Origin of the sequence: Achromobacter veterisilvae, from assembly GCF_037619525.1 — a bacterium.
Classification (GTDB): Bacteria; Pseudomonadota; Gammaproteobacteria; order Burkholderiales; family Burkholderiaceae_B; genus Achromobacter; species Achromobacter veterisilvae.
The window spans coordinates 2,743,046-2,760,026 of record NZ_CP148753.1 but is presented as its reverse complement, the minus strand read 5'-3'; the positions used below and the strand labels follow the sequence as shown (position 1 = coordinate 2,760,026).

At 68.4% G+C, this 16,981-nt stretch carries 13 protein-coding genes and 1 pseudogene; 9 read left to right on the top strand and 5 right to left on the bottom strand.

Annotated elements, in window-relative coordinates; translation table 11 throughout:
• The first annotated feature begins 72 nt into the window (after positions 1-72).
• From WHX56_RS12700 to WHX56_RS12670, 7 genes are all read left to right on the top strand, one after another.
• Positions 73-825: a beta-ketoacyl-ACP reductase gene (locus WHX56_RS12700; protein ID WP_129243789.1), complete on the top strand. Its 753-nt coding sequence runs from the start codon at positions 73-75 to the stop codon at positions 823-825.
• 30 nt (positions 826-855) lie between these two features.
• Positions 856-1,353, top strand: a complete 498-nt coding sequence (locus tag WHX56_RS12695; RefSeq protein WP_129243792.1) for a MaoC/PaaZ C-terminal domain-containing protein — start codon at positions 856-858, stop codon at positions 1,351-1,353.
• Positions 1,350-3,446, top strand: a complete 2,097-nt coding sequence (locus tag WHX56_RS12690) for an acetate--CoA ligase family protein (RefSeq protein ID WP_338881356.1) — start codon at positions 1,350-1,352, stop codon at positions 3,444-3,446. Before WHX56_RS12695 ends, WHX56_RS12690 begins: the two co-directional genes overlap by 4 nt.
• Before the next feature lie 52 nt (positions 3,447-3,498).
• Positions 3,499-4,653, top strand: coding sequence for an acyl-CoA dehydrogenase family protein (locus WHX56_RS12685; protein ID WP_129243798.1), 1,155 nt, complete (start codon positions 3,499-3,501; stop codon positions 4,651-4,653).
• A 51-nt stretch (positions 4,654-4,704) separates the two neighbouring features.
• Positions 4,705-5,442, top strand: coding sequence for an IclR family transcriptional regulator (locus tag WHX56_RS12680; RefSeq protein ID WP_129243801.1), 738 nt, complete (start codon positions 4,705-4,707; stop codon positions 5,440-5,442).
• Between the two features lie 29 nt (positions 5,443-5,471).
• Complete coding sequence (locus WHX56_RS12675; RefSeq protein WP_338881353.1) at positions 5,472-6,602, top strand: CaiB/BaiF CoA-transferase family protein; 1,131 nt, start codon at positions 5,472-5,474, stop codon at positions 6,600-6,602.
• A 79-nt stretch (positions 6,603-6,681) separates the two neighbouring features.
• The gene (locus WHX56_RS12670) at positions 6,682-7,494 is read left to right on the top strand and encodes an enoyl-CoA hydratase/isomerase family protein (RefSeq protein WP_244235122.1); all 813 of its coding nucleotides are present in this window, start codon (positions 6,682-6,684) and stop codon (positions 7,492-7,494) included.
• 28 nt (positions 7,495-7,522) lie between these two features.
• On the opposite strand, the pseudogene WHX56_RS12665 reads toward WHX56_RS12670, so the two are convergent.
• The 3 genes and pseudogenes from WHX56_RS12665 to WHX56_RS12655 form a co-directional block, all read right to left on the bottom strand.
• Positions 7,523-7,987, bottom strand: a pseudogene (locus WHX56_RS12665) (YidB family protein); the annotation flags it as partial.
• A gap of 64 nt (positions 7,988-8,051) precedes the next feature.
• A complete protein-coding gene (locus WHX56_RS12660; RefSeq protein ID WP_338881352.1) occupies positions 8,052-9,254 on the bottom strand; it encodes a lytic murein transglycosylase in 1,203 nt (400 codons plus the stop codon).
• Positions 9,255-9,264: 10 nt separating this feature from the next.
• Positions 9,265-10,086 (bottom strand): ferritin-like domain-containing protein, encoded by an 822-nt coding sequence (locus WHX56_RS12655; protein WP_338881350.1) that lies wholly within the window; start codon positions 10,084-10,086, stop codon positions 9,265-9,267.
• A gap of 85 nt (positions 10,087-10,171) precedes the next feature.
• Here WHX56_RS12655 and WHX56_RS12650 point away from each other — a divergent pair, with 85 nt between their 5' ends.
• Positions 10,172-11,308, top strand: a complete 1,137-nt coding sequence (locus WHX56_RS12650; RefSeq protein WP_338881349.1) for a GNAT family N-acetyltransferase — start codon at positions 10,172-10,174, stop codon at positions 11,306-11,308.
• Positions 11,309-11,324: 16 nt separating this feature from the next.
• Here the strand turns inward: WHX56_RS12650 and WHX56_RS12645 are convergent, their stop codons facing one another.
• Together WHX56_RS12645 and WHX56_RS12640 are read right to left on the bottom strand one after the other, a co-directional pair.
• Positions 11,325-11,795 (bottom strand): DUF1854 domain-containing protein, encoded by a 471-nt coding sequence (locus tag WHX56_RS12645; RefSeq protein ID WP_287752082.1) that lies wholly within the window; start codon positions 11,793-11,795, stop codon positions 11,325-11,327.
• 21 nt (positions 11,796-11,816) lie between these two features.
• Positions 11,817-14,102, bottom strand: coding sequence for an ABC transporter ATP-binding protein (locus tag WHX56_RS12640; RefSeq protein WP_338881347.1), 2,286 nt, complete (start codon positions 14,100-14,102; stop codon positions 11,817-11,819).
• A 257-nt stretch (positions 14,103-14,359) separates the two neighbouring features.
• On the opposite strand from WHX56_RS12640, the gene cphA reads away from it, so the two are divergent.
• Positions 14,360-16,975 carry a cyanophycin synthetase gene (gene cphA, locus WHX56_RS12635; protein WP_338881346.1) on the top strand — a complete coding sequence of 872 codons (2,616 nt, stop codon included), beginning with the start codon at positions 14,360-14,362 and terminating at the stop codon, positions 16,973-16,975.
• Positions 16,976-16,981: the final 6 nt, after the last annotated feature.

Genomic DNA, 16,981 nt, shown 5'->3' with positions numbered 1-16,981 from the left:
CGCCGTAGCTCGGAAGATCGGATTCCGGGCCCGGGCACGCCGGACACCATTCGCTACAGGAGGGGAATCGACATGGACCTGCAACTCACCGGCAAAGTCGCCGTCATCACGGGTTCCGGCCGCGGAATCGGCTATGCATCGGCGCTGGCCCTGGCCCGGGAAGGCGCGCGCATCGTCATCACCGACATCAACGCTGAATCGGTGCAGCAGGCGGTCGGCAGCCTGAAAGAGGCCGGCCACGCCGCCATCGGCGCCGTGCTCGACGTCTGCGATCCCGGGCAGGTGCAGGCGATGGCCGAACAGGCGGTCCGTGAATTCGGCAGCATCGACATCCTGGTCAACAACGCCGGGTTCACCCGCGACAAGTACTTGCTCAAGATGCCCGTCGAGGACTGGGATTCGGTGGTGGACACCATTCTCAAGGGCGCGTACTACTGCACCCGGGCAGCCCTGCCCTCGATGATGGAAAACCGCTGGGGCCGCGTCATCAACATCGCCTCGCGGGCGCATTGGGGCAACCCCGGCCAGACCAACTATTCCGCCGCCAAGGCAGGCCTGATCGGCTTCACGCGCTCGCTCGCGCTGGAGCAGGGCAAGTTCAACATCACGGCCAATGCGATCGCGCCGGGCCTGATCGAGACCCCCCTGGTGCGTGGCCTGTCCACGTATGAAACGCTGCGCGCCAACGCCTTGGCGCGCCAGCCGGTGGGACGGCTGGGCGCGGTCGAGGACATCGCCGACGCGGTGGCGTTCCTGGCTTCCGGCCGGGCCTCCTTCATTACCGGCGAACTGCTGCACGTGACCGGCGGCCGCTACGCTTCGTAACCCCCCCTCCCCGGAATCCGATACGCCATCATGCAAAGCCTTCCCTCCGCCGGCCCGCCAGCGCTTCCGGCCGGTTCCGCCCCGCAAGCGCTGGAAGTCGGCCACACTTTCCTATCGGCCGGGCGCACCGTCACCGAGAGCGACATCGTCAACTTCGCCTGCCTGTCGGGCGATTTCAACCGCCTGCACGTCGACCGGGAGTACGCCAGCGGCACGCCGTTCGGCCAGCGGATCGCGCACGGCCTTCTGGTCCTGTCCATCCTTTCGGGCCTGACCACCCAGTCCGACGGCTACCGCCGCCTGGAACCCTATGTGCTGGCGCTGATCGACATCAATTGCCGGTTCCCCAAGCCCACGTTCATCGGCGATACCATCGTCGTCCGGGTGAGCGTGGTGGATAAAACCGCGCAATACCGGCCCGGCAAGGACAAGGTGGTGTTCCGGCGCGAAGCCATCAACCAACGCGGCGAGGTGGTGGTCCAGGCCAACTTCGCAATGCTGATGCGGCCAATGGAGGCAAACGCATGAAGCCCTTCGCAGACTTGACCCGCTTCATCAACCCGCGCAACGTGGCCGTGGTGGGCGCGTCCGCCCGCGAGGCCAGCCAGGGACGCCGCCTGTACGACAACCTGGTTCTGCACTCGGCCGTGCCGGGCGAGGTTTTCGCCGTCAATCCCGCCTACGGGGAAATCGGCGGGCGGCCCTGCTGGCCTTCGATCAGCGCGCTGCCCGAGGCCGACATCGACGTGGCCCTGATCATGATCAACGCCTCGCTGGTGCTCGACGCCCTGAAGCAATGCGCGGCGCGCGGCATTCCATTCGCCGTCGTCATGACTTCCGGCTTCTCCGAAGCAGGCGAGGAAGGCCAGCGCCTCGAACGCGAAATCGCCGAGCTGTGCCGCGCCACGGGCCTGCACGTCTACGGGCCGAACTGTCCCGGCTTCGTCAACGTGCGCGACCGGCTCGGCATGACGTTCTCGCCGGCCTTCAAAGACGATTTGAACGCGGGCGCCATCGGCCTGGCGACGCAGGGCGGCGGGCTGGGGCGCAATCTGCTGCAGGGCCTGTCCCATGGCCAGGGCGTGGGGCTGTGGTTCTCCGCCGGCAACGAGGTCGACCTGGAGATTCCCGATTTCATCGCGCACATGGCCAACGATCCGCAAATCCGCGTGATCGCCCTGCTGATGGAAGGCGTCAAGAACGGCCGCCGCCTGACCTCGGCGCTGGAACTGGCCCGCGCGCGGAACAAGCCGGTGGTCGTGCTGAAGATCGGCCATTCGGAAGCCGGCGTGCGCGCCGCCCAGTCGCATACCGCGTCGGTGGCCGGCTCGGCCGCCGTCAACAGCGCCGTGTTCCGCCAGTTCGGCGCGATCGAGGTGGACGATCTGGACCAACTGCTGGCGACGGCCCGCCTGCTGACCCGGATCACGCCCAAGAGCGGCAATGGGTTGTGCATCTACACCTTCTCGGGCGGAACCGCCGCGCTTGCAGCCGATATCGCGGGCGGAGCCGGCCTGCCGATGGCGGCGTTCGCCCCCGCCACCAAGGCGGCCCTGCGCAAGCTGCTGCCGGACTTCGCGAGCATCGACAATCCGGTCGACACCACCGCCGATATCCTGCGCAACCAACAGGCCTCGGTCGAATGCCTGCGGATCCTGTGCGCCGACCCGGGCGTCGGCACGGTCCTGTTCCCGATCCCGATGGACTACGGCGCCATCACCGACGGCATGGCCCAGGCCATCGCCACCGTGGCGGCCGAGACCGACACGCTGATCGTCCCGGTCTGGATGAGCCGGCGCCTGGGCGGCGGCTTCCAACTGCTGGAAACGGAAGGCCTGCTGCCCTTCCTGGCGCTGTCGGACGCGATCGCGGTCCTGGCCAAGGCCGTCCCCTGGAAAACGCCGGCGGTCCAGCCCGCGCCCTCCAGTCCTCCAGCGGCCGCAGCGGCCAGCGGAGGCCGCATGCTCAGCGAAGCGGCCGCCAAGTCCCTGCTGCGCGAAGCCGGCCTGCCGGTTCCGCAGGGCGTGGTGGTCGCAAACGCGGAAGAAGCGGCCGAGCAGGCCGCCCGCCTGGGCTTTCCCGTGGTAATGAAAGTGGTCAGCGCGCAGATCGCGCACAAGACCGAGGCCGGTGGCGTCAGGCTGAACATCGCCAGCGCCGGCGCGGCCCGCGAGGCCCACGCGGCGATCCTGGACTCGGTGGCGCGCCGCTGCCCCGAAGCGAAAGTCGACGGCATTCTGGTCGAGCGCATGCTGCCGCCCGGAGGCCGCGAGGTGCTGGTCGGCGTGCACCGGGACGCGGCGTTCGGCCTCGTGCTGACGTTCGGCCTGGGCGGCATCTTCGTCGAGACCATCCGCGACGTGGCGCACCGCATGATTCCCCTGTCGCGGGACGATGCCCGCGCGCTCGTGCGGGAGATCGAATACGTCGAAATACTGGAAGGCGTGCGCGGGCAGGCGCCGGCCGATTTCGACGCCCTGGAAGACCTGATCGTGCGGGTCTCGGACTTCGCCTGGCAACATCGCGAAGTCCTGCACGAGATGGAACTCAACCCGGTATGGGTCGGCGCGGCGGGACAGGGCGCAATGCCGCTGGACGCGCTGATCGGCTACGCCGGCTAGGGCCCGTCAACTCTCGAAGCAGCCTCGCACAGGCCCCAACCCAGGATACGCCATGGATTTCTCACTGGACTCTACCCAGACCGAACTGCGCGACTCGCTGCGCCGCTACCTGGCGGCGGAAGTGGCGCCCATCGTCAACCGCTACGAAGCCGAAGCCCGCATGGTGCCGCAGGAAATGGTCGAGGCCATGCGCGATTTCGGCCTGCTGGGCGGCATGCTGCAGGAAAAGGACGGCGGCTATGGCCTGCCCATGATGACGTACGGCATGCTGATCGCCGAACTGGCGCGCGTGTGGCCTTCGCTGCGCAGCATCGTCAGCACCAGCAACCTGGCGGCGTCGGTGCTCAGCGACGGCGGCTCGCCCTACCTGAAGGAAAAATACCTGCCGCGCGTGCTGTCCGGCGAGGCGATCGCCAGCTTCGCGCTGAGCGAGCCCAACATCGGCTCCGACGCGGCGAATATCGAAACCCGCGCGGTCGAAACGGAAACGGGCTGGCGGGTCAACGGCCGCAAGCTTTACATCAGCCTGGGAACCGTGTGCGAACTGGGCGTGGTATTCGTGCAGACCCAGCGCAAGAGCGGCGAGCGCGGCGTGTCCTGCCTGCTGTTCGAACGCGCCATGGCCGGCTTCTCGTCCAGCCCCATCTCCAAGATGGGCATGCTGAGCTGCCCGCTGGGCGAGCTGCTGTTCGAGGACGTCGAGATCCCGGCGGCCAACCTGATCGGAACCGAAGGAAAGGGCTTCGCGCTGGCCAAGAAATACCTCAATATCGGCCGCTGCGTGGTCGCCTTCTCCGCCCTGGGCATCGCCGAGGCGGCCTATGAGGCGGCGGTAAAATACGCGGGCGATCGAGTTCAGTTCGGCCGGCCGATAGGCGGATTCCAGCTCGTGCAGCAGTTGGTCGCCGACATGATGACGCTGGTCGAGACCTCTCGCCTGCTGTGCTGGCGCGCCGCCGATGCGCTGGATCGTGGCGCCCCCGACAGCCAGATGCTATGTTCGATGGCCAAGCGCCACGCCACCGATGCCGTGCTGCGCGTGGCGGAGATGTCGATGCAGGTGCACGGCGGCGCCGGCTATACCAGCCTGTTCCCCGTCGAACGCCATTACCGCGATGCCCGCCACCTGAGCATCGCCGAAGGCACCAACCAGATTCAGGCCCTGCTCATGGCGCAAAGCGTCTTAGGCATATCCGCGTTGAAATGACCGGCCACGCGAAGAGCCGGGCCGGTTCATCACTTCTCACTCCGACACTCTATGCCGCAAATCCTCCCCACCGCCCAGCGCGTACTGCAAGTCTTCGAAGTCTACGCGCGGGAGCGCCGCCCCCTGACGAATTCCGAAATGGCGCGCTTCCTGGACCTGGCCGACAGCAGTTGCTCCGACCTGCTGTACACGCTGCGCCAGGCCGGATACCTGCTGCGCACGCCGAAGTCGCGCTATTTTCATCCGACCGGCAGGCTGCTCGACGTGGCGCAGGGTATTTCGGCGGCCGATCCGCTGCAGGCCTTCGCCTCGGAGGCACTCGAAATCCTGACCCGCCAATCGGGAGAATCCTCGATGTGCGGGCTGCTGGACGGGAACAAGGTCAAGATCTACGCCAGCCAGGAAAGCCCGCGCGCGCTGCGCTATGTCGTGCAGCCCGGCACCACCTTCGACCTGCAGGTCGCGGCGCTGGGCAAGGCGCTGCTGGGCGAGATGGACGCGGCTGAACGCGACGCGGTGATCGACACGCTTCCGTTCGGGCACGTCACGGCAAGCAGCATCACCGACCCCGCCGCCCTGCGCGCGCAGATCGAGTCCCAACTGGAAAAGAAATACTTCCACAGCCGCGACGAAGGCAATGAAGGCGTATCGGCCATCGGTATCGCGGGCCGCGTGGGGGCCCAGTTGACGGCCTTGTCCATCGTCGGCCCGACCCACCGCATGGACGCCAACATGGAGAAGTACATCCAGATCATCCTGGACGCGCGGACCGAATTCTTCGATTCCTGAGCAACCCGGCACACGGAGCGGCGACAGACATGGCAGGCCCTTTGAACGGATTTACCGTGGTGGAAATGGCCGGGATAGGCCCCAGCCCATTCTGCGCCATGATGCTGGCGGACATGGGCGCAGACGTGATCCGCATTGACCGCCTCACGCCCGGTTTCCTTGGCGGCGGAGGCACCATCATCGACCGCGGCCGCCGCACGATCGCGCTGGACATCAAGAAGCCCGGCGCAGCCGACGTCGTGCTGCGGTTGCTGGACAAGGCCGATGCGCTGCTGGAGGGATTCCGGCCGGGCGTGATGGAAAGGCTGGGCCTGGGGCCCGAGGCCTGCCTGGCGCGCAATCCGCGCCTGGTGTACGGGCGCATGACCGGCTGGGGCCAGGATGGCCCGCTGGCCCAGGCGGCCGGCCACGACCTGAACTACATCGCCCTCACCGGCGCGCTGCATGCGATGGGGCTGGCCGGCCATCCGCCCGCGCCGCCCCTGCACCTGGTCGGCGACATGGGCGGCGGCGCCATGATGCTGGCCTTCGGCGTGCTTTGCGGCCTGCTCGAAGCCGGCCGCACCGGCAAGGGACAGGTGGTGGACGCGGCGATCTGCGACGGCGCCTCGCTCCTGGCCAGCGCCTACCACGGCAAGCTGCGCAGCGGCGACTGGATCAACCGGCGCCAGTCCAACATGCTGGACGGCGGCGCCCATTTCTATGGCTGCTACACCTGCGCCGACGGCAGGTACGTCTCGATCGGCGCGATCGAGCCGCAGTTCTACCGCCAGTTGCTGGAACTGTGCGGTATCGAGGACCCCGACTTCGAACGGCAATGGGACCGCGCGCAATGGCCCCTGCTGCGCGGCAAGCTCGAGCGGCTCATCGCCAGCCGCACCCGGGACCAATGGTGCGCGCTGCTGGAGGGCACGGATGCCTGCTTCGCGCCCGTGCTCGACTTCGAGGAAGCGCCGCGGCATCCGCACAACCAGGCCCGCGGCGGCTTCATCGAAACCGGCGGCGTCGTCCATCCGGCACCCGCGCCGCGGTTTTCGCGCACGCCGGGACAGGCCCGCCCGGTTCCCGCGCCCGGCGAGCACACGGAAACGCTGCTGGCCGAACTGGGGTTCGCGGACGCCGACATCCGGGCCTTGCGCGAACGCGGCGCCATCGCCTGAGGCCATGGAGCCAGCTTCAGCCCGGCCTCGGGTCCCGCGGCCGGGTCATCATGGGAACGAAGACATGGGGACGAATCCGATGCAATCCAGCCCAAGCGAGTTCAAGACCCTGCTCTATTCCGTGGAAGGCGGCGTCGCCACCCTCACCCTGAACCGGCCTGCCCGGAAAAACGCGCTCGACATGGAAATGCGCGAAGAGCTGGCCCAGGCCGTCGGCGCGATTCGGCGCGACCGCGGCGTGAAAGTGCTGATCCTGGGCGGCGCCGGCGGCGCGTTCTGCGCGGGCGGCGACATCGCCACGATGGATTCCGGCGCCTCGGCCGAAGCGGCGCGGGAGCGCATGGCCGCCCTGCTCCTGACGATAGAGGAACTGATCACGCTGGATCGGCCGGTGATCGCCAAGGTCGACGGTCCGGCCTATGGCGCCGGGTTGGGCCTGGCCTTGACCGCCGACCTGATCCTGGCGTCGCCGCGGGCGCGGTTCTGCCTGTCGTTCCTGCGGCTGGGCGCCATTCCCGACTGCGCCACCCTCTACACCCTGCCACGCATCGTGGGCGTGCAGCGGGCCAAGGAGCTCGCCTTTTCCACGCGGGAATTCCAGGCCCGGGAGGCAAAGGATATGGGCATCGTGTTCGAGATCCAGGCGCAGGACCGGATCGACGAACGCGCGCGGCAACTCGCGCTGTCCATGGCCGAGCTTCCGGCCGTCGCGCTATCGCTGACCAAGCGCGGCCTGAACGCATCGCTCAATAGCGACCTGAACACAATGCTGGATCTGGAAGCCGCCGGCCAGGGCGTGGCGCGCTCCACCGACTACCATCGCATCGCGGCTCGCCGCTATCTGGACAAGGCGCCGCAGCAATTCCAATGGCCGGCGGCGCAAGACGCGTAGGCGCGCGCCGCCGCCGCGACGCGGTTTGCTACCCGGCGCGGTTGCCGAACAGGCCCGACAACGAAGCCAGCAGGTCAGCCGGATTGAACTGCGGGTTGGCCGGGACCGCGCCGTCGGGCGTGACCTTGTCCACCAACTGCGGCAGCAGCGAGGACAGCGAGCCGAGCACGGAATCCGTGTCCTGGCCGGTCTTGGCGGCCAGCTCGCTCACGACGCCCGGGTCCAGCACGGAACCGAGCTGGCTGGCGCTGACGGGCAGGTTCTGGCCCGTGCCCACCCACGACGCCACGATCTCGCTCAAGCCGCCCTTCTGGAAGCTGGCGATCAGGCCGGAAAGGCCGCCCGGATATTTGTTCAATTGCTCGATCAGCGCGGGCAACAGCGACGCCGAGCCCCCTTGCTGACCGCCGCCGGCCATCGAGGCCAAGGTATCCAATAGGCTCATCATCGTGCTCCTGAAAAGTCGGAAAACCAGTATAGGCCCATGTCCGGGGCCGCGCGCGCCCTCCGGCGGCCCCGGCGGCGGCGCTTTGCAAAGATTGTCTTTCGCTGCCGGTTCAGTCCGCCCTGCCCGCCTGCAGCGCCCGCAGCGATTTCAGGCCGGCGCGGCCGTCCGGCGGCAGGCCCAGTTCGCGCTGCGCCGCCTGCAGGGCGGTCCGGGTGCGGGCGCCGATCATGCCATCGGGTTCGCCCACGTCATAGCCCCGGGCAATCAGCAGGCGCTGTAGTTCGCGCCGCTGCGCCCGCGACAGGCCCGGGTCATCCGTCGGCCAGGCCTGGACCAGCGGCCCGGCGCCCCTCAGCCGGTCCGACAGGTGGGCAATGGCCAGGGCATAGCTTTCCGCCGCGTTGTAGGAATACAGGGCGTCGAAATTGCGCGTGACCAGGAAGGCGGGGCCTCCCCTGCCCGCGGGCAGCAGCAGGCCGGCGGGCGTGTCGCCCGCCGGCAGGGGCCGGCCGTCGGCGCGCGCCACTCCCTGCCTGGCCCAGGACGACATCGGGCGCTTGTTCTTGCGGCCGGCCCCGGACGTGTCCAGGCCGGCGGGCAGCCGGACTTCGTAGCCCCAGTCCAGCGCGCCGTTCCATCCCGCGCGCTTGAGGAAGTTGGCGGTCGACGCCAGCGCGTCCGGCACGCTGTCGACCAGGTCGCGGCGGCCGTCGCCGTCGAAATCCACCGCCAGCCGCAGATAGGTCGACGGCATGAACTGGGTCTGGCCGAACGCGCCGGCCCAGGATCCCGTCAGGCGTTCGGGCGCCAGGTGTTCGTCCTGGATGATCTTCAGGGTGGCGTAGAACTCGCCCCGGAAATAGGCCTGGCGGCGGCCGAAGCAGGACAGGGTCGACAGCGAGGTCAGCAGCGGCCTGCCGCCCAGCGTGCGGCCATAGTTGCTTTCCACGCCCCAGACGGCCGCGACCGTGGCCGGATCCACGCCGTAGCGCGACGCGGCCCGGTCCAGTTCGGCCTGCCAGCGCGCCATGCCGGCCTGGCCGTCGGCCACCCGTTCGTCGTCGACCAGGCCGGCCATGTAGTCCCAGATGGGCGTCTTGAATTCCGGTTGCGCGTCCAGCAGGCCGATCACCGCCATGTCCGGCGCCAGGCCCGCGGTATGGGTGTCGAACGTGGCGCCCGATACGCCCGCCTTCAGCGCCGGCCCGCGCAATTGCGCCAGGCAGGCGGCGAACGGCTCGGCGGCCTGGGCCGCCGGCGCCAGCAAGGCCAGGGCGGCGCCGGCCAGCAGCGCGTCGATGCGAAGTCGCATGGCCATGTCCTCACCCCTCCTGCAACGCGGCGAGTTCGGCGTCGTCGAAGCCGGCGGCGCGGCGCGCCTCCAGGTTGAACGGGCCGCGCAGGCGGGGCGCGCCGTGGCGCCGCGCCAGTTCCGCATAGCAGGCGACGGGGTCCTTGCCCGCCTGCCCGCACAGGCGCTTGTACCAGAAGTTGCCGATGGCGACGTGGCCGATCTCGTCGGCCAGGATAATGTCGACGATGGCGGCGCTTTCCTTGTCCGCGGCGCCCGCCAGCTTGTTCCGGATCATGGGCGAGGCATCCAGGCCGCGCGCCTCCAGCGTGCGGGGCACCAGCGCCAGGCGCGCCAGCAGGTCGTCCTGCGTCCGCTCGGCCATTTCCCACAGGCCGTTGTGGGCGGGAAAGTCGCCATAGGCGTGGCCCAGGGCCTCCAGCCGCCGCCGCAGCAGGTCGAAGTGGTGCGCTTCCTCGCGCGCGACGCGCAGCCAGTCGCGGTAGAAGGCTTCGGGCATGCCCGCGAAGCGCCACATGATGTCCAGCGCCAGGTTCACCGCATTGAATTCGATATGGGCCAGCGCGTGCAGCAGCGCCGCGCGCCCTTCCTGCGTGGCCATGGACCGCTGCGGGACCTGGGAAGGCGCCACCAGTTCCGGCAGCGGCGGACGGCCCGGCAGCCCGGGGGGAGGCGTGAAGGTCCGCCCGCAGTCCAGCGCGGCGGCGTCGGTGATGGCCCGCACCCCGGCCAGCTTGTCCCGCCACGCCGTGGCGGCCAGCGCCGCCAGCGCCAGTCCGCGCAGGCAATCCTGCCCATCCCCGCCCGCAGGCGGGACCGTCTTGATATCCATACTCGATCCCGTGCCGGGGCGCGCCCCGAGGAAAAACCGCGGCGGTTTCAGCGCCGCGCAATCACGGAGACTTTATCATTCGCGGATGGATTCCCTGAGCCTGACCGTAGAAACCGACCTGTCCCGCATCGACGCCCTGCAATGGGACGCGCTGGCGGGCGACCAGCCCTTCTTGCGCCATGCATTCCTGCGCGCGCTGCACGAAACCGGCTGCGCCACGCCGGAAACCGGATGGGCGCCGCACTATCTGGCGCTCTGGCGGGACGAGACGCTGGCCGCCGCGGCCCCGCTCTACCTGAAGTCGCATTCGCGCGGCGAATACGTGTTCGATTACGCCTGGGCCGACGCCTTCCAGCGCCACGGGCTGCGCTATTACCCCAAGCTGCTGTCGGCCGTCCCGTTCACCCCCGTGACCGGCCCCCGGCTTCTGGCGCGCACCGACGAAGACCGCGACACGCTGGTGCGCGGGCTGGTCGCCTTCGCAGAACAGATCCAGGTGTCCTCGCTGCACCTGCTGTTTCCCGCGGATGCCGATATGCGCGCCCTGCGCGAGGCCGGTTTCATGATCCGGGAAAGCGTGCAGTTCCACTGGACCAACCCGGGCTACGCCGACTTCGACGGCTTTCTCGCCGCCATGAGCCACGACAAGCGCAAGAAGATCCGGCAGGACCGCAAGAAGGTCGCCGCGGCCGGGCTGTCGTACCGCTGGCTGCGCGGCGTGGAGATCGGCGCGGCCGAACTCGGTTTCTTCTATGAATGCTATTGCCGCACCTATTTCAGCCACGGCAACCCGCCCTATCTGAGCCGCGATTTCTTCCAGCGGGCGCACCGCGAACAGGCCGAGGCGTTCGTGCTGATCCTGGCCGAGCGCGACGGCCGGCCGGTGGCGGCGGCGCTGAACCTGGCGGGAGGCGATGCGCTCTACGGCCGCTACTGGGGCGCGACCGAATACGTGCCGGGGCTGCATTTCGAGACCTGCTACATGCAGGCCATCGCCTATTGCATCGCGCACGGCATCGCGCGCTTCGAAGGCGGCGCCCAGGGCGAGCACAAAATGGCGCGCGGGCTTTTGCCCACGCCCACCTGGTCGGCGCACTGGGTGGCCCATCCCGGATTCGCCGATGCGATCCGCGTGTTCCTGGACGAGGAAACGGCGGCGGTGGCGGACTACCTGGGCGAACTGGAAACGCACACGCCGTTCAAGCGGCCCGCGCAAGGCTAGGCCGCGCCGCGGCCGCCTACAGAAAGCGGTCGAGCAGCCTGCGGCTGTGCTTGTCCAGCGACTGGATGTCGCGCACCAGATAGAAAATGCCGTGGCTGTCCGCGATCAGCAGCGTCTGCGGGCTGAGGCGGCGGATGTCTTCTTCGCCGCGCAGCGTGAACGAGGTGGGGCCCCGGTCGGTATCGACCTTCCAGGTGCTGGGCGTGGCGAACGTGGACACGCTGGCCAGCCTGCGGATCTCGGGCATGAATTCCCGGCTCGCCAGCTCTTCCTCGATCAGCGCCCGCTGCGGCGCCGGCACGTCGGACAGGTGCTCGATCCAGGCCAGTTCGCGCCCGTCGCCGGTCACCAGCGACAGGCCTCGGCCCGCCTCGCTGATCGGGAATGCGCGCACGGGGATGACCCCCTCGTGGATATCGCCGTCGGCGGATTGGAATTCCAGACGCCCGAAGGCGTTGCGGCGCAACTGAAAGGACGGCAAGGTCATGACGATAATCCGGGTTCCGCGTCAGGCCACGGCGGCCATGTCTTCGCTGCCCGACGCTTGCGCGTCGGCCTCGGCCTGGCGCGCCTGCGCCTGGTAGAGCCGATAGTAGGCGCCTTCCCTGGCCATGAGCGCTTCGTGCGGCCCCTGCTCGACGATCTGGCCGCGATCCAGCACCACCAGGCGGTCCGCCTTGCGCAGCGTGCTCAGGCGGTGGGCGATGGCGATCGTGGTGCGTCCGCGCACCAGGTTGTCCAGCGCCTTCTGGATTTCCTTTTCGGTCGTGGTGTCCACCGACGAGGTGGCCTCGTCCAGGATCAGGATGCGCGGATCGATCAGCAGCGCGCGCGCGATCGAGATGCGCTGGCGTTCGCCGCCGGACAGCGCCTGGCCGCGTTCGCCGACCAGCGAGTCGTAGCCGTGGGGCAGCCGCAGGATGAATTCGTGGGCGTGCGCGGCGCGCGCCGCCGCCACGATCTCGTCGCGCGTGGCTTCGGGCTTGCCGTAGGCGATGTTCTCGGCGATGGTGCCGAAGAACAGGAACGGCTCTTGCAGCACCAGCCCGATGTTGCGCCGGTAGTCGGCCACGCGCACCGAACGGATGTCGGCGCCGTCCACCAGCACCGCGCCTTCGGACACGTCGTAGAAACGGCAGATCAGGTTGATCAGGGTGCTCTTGCCCGAGCCGCTGTGGCCCACCAGGCCGATCATCTCGCCCGGGGCGATGTTCAGGTTCAGGCCGCGGATGACCTGGCGGTTGCCGTAGCGGAAACCCACGTCGCGCAGTTCGATGCGGCCGTTGACCTGCGGCAGCCTGGCGGGATTCTGCGGCTCCGGCACGCTGGACACGTGGTCGAGGATGTCGAAGATCCGCTTGGCACCGGCGGCCGCTTTTTGCGTGACCGACACGATACGGCTCATCGAATCCAGGCGCATGTAGAAGCGCCCGATATAGGCCAGGAAGGCGGCCAGCACGCCGACGGTGATCTGCTTCTGCGACACCTGCCAGATGCCGAAGATCCACACCACCAGCAGGCCAACCTCGGTCAGCAGCGTGACGGTGGGCGAGAACAGCGACCAGGTGGTGTTGACGCGATCGTTGACTTCCAGGTTGCGGTTGTTGGCTTCGCGAAAGCGCGCGACCTCGCGCTTTTCCTGCGCGAACGCCTTGACCACCCGGATGCCGGGAATGGTGTCGGCCAGCACATTGGTGATCTCGGACCAGATGCGATCGACCTTTTCGAACCCGTGGCGCAGCCGGTCGCGCACGGCGTGGATCATCCAGATGATGAAGGGCAGCGGCACCAGCGTGACCAGCGCCAGCCATGGGTTGATGGATATCAGGATGATCGCCGTCATCGCGATCATCAGGATGTCGGTGGCGAAATCCAGCAGGTGCAGCGACAGGAACACGCAGATGCGGTCGGTTTCGCTGCCGATGCGCGAGATCAGGTCGCCGGTGCGCTTGCCGCCGAAATACTCCAGCGACAACTGCTGCAAGTGTTCGTACGTGGTGGTGCGCAGGTCTGCGCCGATGCGCTCGCTGACCCAGGCCAGGATGTAGGTCCGGGCCCAGCCCAGCCCCCAGGCCAGGAACGCCGACGCCAGCAGGCCGCCCAGGTAGAGGCGGACCTTGTCGTAGTCGATGGGCGCGCCGTTCTGGAACGGGATCAGCACGTCGTCCATCAGCGGCATGGTCAGGTACGGCGGCACCAGGGTGGCCGCCGTGCCCATCAGGGTCAGCAGGAACCCGGCCAGCAGGGGGCCGCGGTAGGGCCGCGCGAAGCGCCACAGGCGCAGCAGCGCCCAGGTGGTCGAGGGCGCCGCCTGTTCCTGGTTGCAGGCGGGGCACTCTTCCGCGCCCGCCGGAATAACGTTATTGCAAATCGTGCAGTGGCGTTCCGCCGGTTCCTCGGCCTGCAGGCCGGACAGGCGGATGGCCTGCTGGGTTTCGAACTGGGCCAGCAGGCGCAGCGCGGCCGGGTTGCGGGCCAGGGTGAAACGCCACACGCCCAGGCGGGCGGCATCGTCGTGCAATTCCAGCAGCGCGGCGCCGGCGTGGTCGGTCAGGCTGAGCTTTAATTGGGGGCCATATGCCCAGGATTCCCAGCCGGCATCGTCGGGGCGGCGGGCAAGCAAGCGGCGGTCGGTGGCGGCGACCAGGCCCGGTTGGAACTTCAACCGCTGATCCAGGTCTATTTCAACCCAGGCCAGCAGTGTTTCGCCATCGGCCAGTTCGGCGCGGATTTCATCCCGCCAGCGGGCAGGAAAGGCTTCGGCAAGGCCGGAAAGCAGGTGTGGTTTTTTCATTGGTACGCATACCGGGCCAGGACTCTGCCCTACTAGGCAACCGGTTCGCCACCGGGAGGCGGGAAACGTGTCCCTTCCTTACAACACAACGAGTTCACGCCTTGAAGGCGTCGTATAGTATCAGCCGATTTTTCTAATTAGGAATATCTGGGATCCCCCACTCGTTGGCATTATTCTAAAGTCGCAACCCCAATAAATTCGCGGTCTTGCATAGGGGCGTCCGCGCGTGCCAACCTGCTTCTTCAGCAAATTAAAACATGAAAAAGAAAGACATTGAATTTCTCGATGTCGTGGCTTTGCGCGGCCCGAACATTTGGACGTATCGCCCGGTCCTGGAAGCATGGGTGGATATCGGTGAGCTGGAAGACTACCCCTCCAACACCATCCCGGGCTTCTACGAACGCCTGACCGCATGGCTGCCCACGCTGATCGAGCACCGCTGCAGTCCGGGGGTGCGGGGCGGGTTCCTGTCCCGCGTGAAGGAAGGCACCTGGCCGGGCCACATTCTCGAACACGTCACGCTGGAACTGCAGAACCTGGCCGGGCTGCGCGGCGGCTTCGGCAAGGCCCGCGAGACCTCCACCCGCGGCGTATACAAGGTCGTCGTGCGCGCCTGGCAGGAACAGGTCACCCGCGCCGCCCTGAACGAAGCCCGCGACCTGGTCATGGCCGCCATCGAAGACCGTCCTTTCGACGTCCCCGCCACCGTCTCGAAGCTGCGCGGCCTGATCGACAGGCACTGCCTGGGCCCCAGCACCGCCTGCATCGTGGACGCGGCCGACGACCGCGACATCCCCTATATCCGGCTGTTCGAGGGCAACCTCGTGCAGTTCGGCTACGGGTCGGCCCAGCGCCGCATCTGGACCGCCGAAACCGACCGCACCAGCGCCATCGCCGAGGGCATCTCGCGCGACAAGGACCTGACCAAGGAACTGCTGTCGACCTGCGGCGTGCCCGTGCCCGAAGGCCGCCTGGTCGAGAGCGAGGAAGACGCCTGGGAAGCGGCCGAGGACATCGGCCTGCCCGTGGTCGTGAAGCCCTATGACGGCAACCACGGCCGCGGCGTGTTCACCAACCTGACCACCCGCGAGGAAGTGGTGTCGGCCTACCGCGTGGCCGTCGACGAAGGCAGCGGCGTGATCGTCGAGCGCTTCGTGCTGGGCAACGAGCACCGCCTGCTGGTCGTGGGCGACCGCATGGTGGCCGCCGCCGCCGGCGAGCCCGCCTGGGTGACGGGCGACGGCAAGTCCACCATCATCGAACTGATCGACAGCCAGATCAACACCGATCCGCGACGCGGCCGCACCGAGAACCACCCGCTGAACCCGGTGCGCCTGGATTCGGCCGCCCGGCTGGAGATCGCGCGCCAGGGCCTGTCCGAAGACGGCGTTCCGCCCGAGGGCCAGCGCGTGCTGGTGCAGCGCAGCGGCAACGTCGCCTTCGACGTGACCGACCGCGTGCATCCCAGCGTCGCGGCCACCGTGACCCTGGCCGCGCGCATCGTGGGCCTGGACATCGCCGGCGTGGACCTGGTGGCCGAGGACATCTCCCGCCCGCTGGACGAGCAGCGCGGCGCCATCGTCGAGGTCAATGCCGGCCCCGGCCTGCTGATGCACCTGAAGCCGGCCGACGGCGCGCCGCGCCCCGTGGGCCGCGCCATCGTCGACCACCTGTTCCCCGACGGCGACACCGGCCGCATCCCCATCGTGGGCGTGGCCGGCACCAACGGCAAGACCGTCGTGGCGCGCCTGGTGGCCCGCCTGCTGTACCTGTCGGGCAAGCGCACCGGCCTGGCTTGCAGCGAAGGCCTCTATCTCGACCGCCGCCTGGTGCAAAAAGGCGACCGCGCCGATTTCGACTCGGGCACGCGGCTGCTGATGAACCGCAACCTGGACGCCGCCGTCATCGAAAACGACAGCGGCGTGATCCTGGGCCAGGGCCTGTCTTACGACCGCTGCCAAGTGGGCGTGGTCACCAATATCGACGACGCCGACCATCTGGGCGATTTCGACATCAACGAAACGGACCGCATGTTCAATGTGTTCCGCACCCAGGTCGACGTGGTGCTGCCGACCGGCGCGGCCGTGCTGAACGCGCGCGATCCGCGCGTGGTGGAGATGGCCGAGCTGTGCGACGGCGCCGTGATCTTCTTCGGCATCGACCCCGCCCTGCCCGCCATCGCCGAACACCTGCGGCAGGACGGCCGCGCCGTGTTCGTGCGCGACGGCGGCATCGTGCTGGCGCAGGGAACCCGCGAGGAAAGGCTCGCCGCCGTGGCCGCCATTCCGCTGACCCATGGCGGGCGCGTGGCCTTCCAGGTCGAGAACGTGCTGGCCGCGGTGGGCGCGGCCTGGGCGCTGGACATCCCGGTCGAACTGATCCGCGCCGGCATCGAAACCTTCGATATCGACCAGGCCGACGCGCCGTGGCAATTCACGCTGTTCGAACGCAACGGCAGCACCGTGGTGGTGGACGACGTGCACAACGCCTCGGCGCTGCGTCCGCTGATCGCCGCGATCGACCAGTTCCCGGCGACCCTGCGCGCCGCCGTCTATTCGGGCGGCGCCGACCGGCGCGACCAGGACCTGATCGAGCAGGGCAAGCTGCTGGGCGACGCGTTCGACCGCGTCGTACTCTACGACGACCTCACCGTGCGCAGCAAGCGCCCGGCGGGCCAGGCGCGCGCGCTGCTGCGCCAGGGCCTGGCGCAAGGCGCCCGCGTGAAGGACGTCCAGGAAGAGCCCGACCACGGCAAGGCCATCGAAAGCCAGCTCAACGGCATCGCGGCGGGCGACTTCGTCCTGCTGCAATCGGACGAGGCGTTCTCCGGCCCCACCATCGACCTGGTCCGCCGCTGGATTCAGCAATACTGACAATAT

Coding starts and splice junctions, on each gene's coding strand:
- WHX56_RS12700 (WP_129243789.1), top strand. CDS start 73: ATGGACCTGCAACTCACCGGCAAAGTCGCCGTCATCACGGGTTCCGGC.
- WHX56_RS12695 (WP_129243792.1), top strand. CDS start 856: ATGCAAAGCCTTCCCTCCGCCGGCCCGCCAGCGCTTCCGGCCGGTTCC.
- WHX56_RS12690 (WP_338881356.1), top strand. CDS start 1,350: ATGAAGCCCTTCGCAGACTTGACCCGCTTCATCAACCCGCGCAACGTG.
- WHX56_RS12685 (WP_129243798.1), top strand. CDS start 3,499: ATGGATTTCTCACTGGACTCTACCCAGACCGAACTGCGCGACTCGCTG.
- WHX56_RS12680 (WP_129243801.1), top strand. CDS start 4,705: ATGCCGCAAATCCTCCCCACCGCCCAGCGCGTACTGCAAGTCTTCGAA.
- WHX56_RS12675 (WP_338881353.1), top strand. CDS start 5,472: ATGGCAGGCCCTTTGAACGGATTTACCGTGGTGGAAATGGCCGGGATA.
- WHX56_RS12670 (WP_244235122.1), top strand. CDS start 6,682: ATGCAATCCAGCCCAAGCGAGTTCAAGACCCTGCTCTATTCCGTGGAA.
- WHX56_RS12660 (WP_338881352.1), bottom strand. CDS start 9,254: ATGCGACTTCGCATCGACGCGCTGCTGGCCGGCGCCGCCCTGGCCTTG.
- WHX56_RS12655 (WP_338881350.1), bottom strand. CDS start 10,086: ATGGATATCAAGACGGTCCCGCCTGCGGGCGGGGATGGGCAGGATTGC.
- WHX56_RS12650 (WP_338881349.1), top strand. CDS start 10,172: ATGGATTCCCTGAGCCTGACCGTAGAAACCGACCTGTCCCGCATCGAC.
- WHX56_RS12645 (WP_287752082.1), bottom strand. CDS start 11,795: ATGACCTTGCCGTCCTTTCAGTTGCGCCGCAACGCCTTCGGGCGTCTG.
- WHX56_RS12640 (WP_338881347.1), bottom strand. CDS start 14,102: ATGAAAAAACCACACCTGCTTTCCGGCCTTGCCGAAGCCTTTCCTGCC.
- cphA (WP_338881346.1), top strand. CDS start 14,360: ATGAAAAAGAAAGACATTGAATTTCTCGATGTCGTGGCTTTGCGCGGC.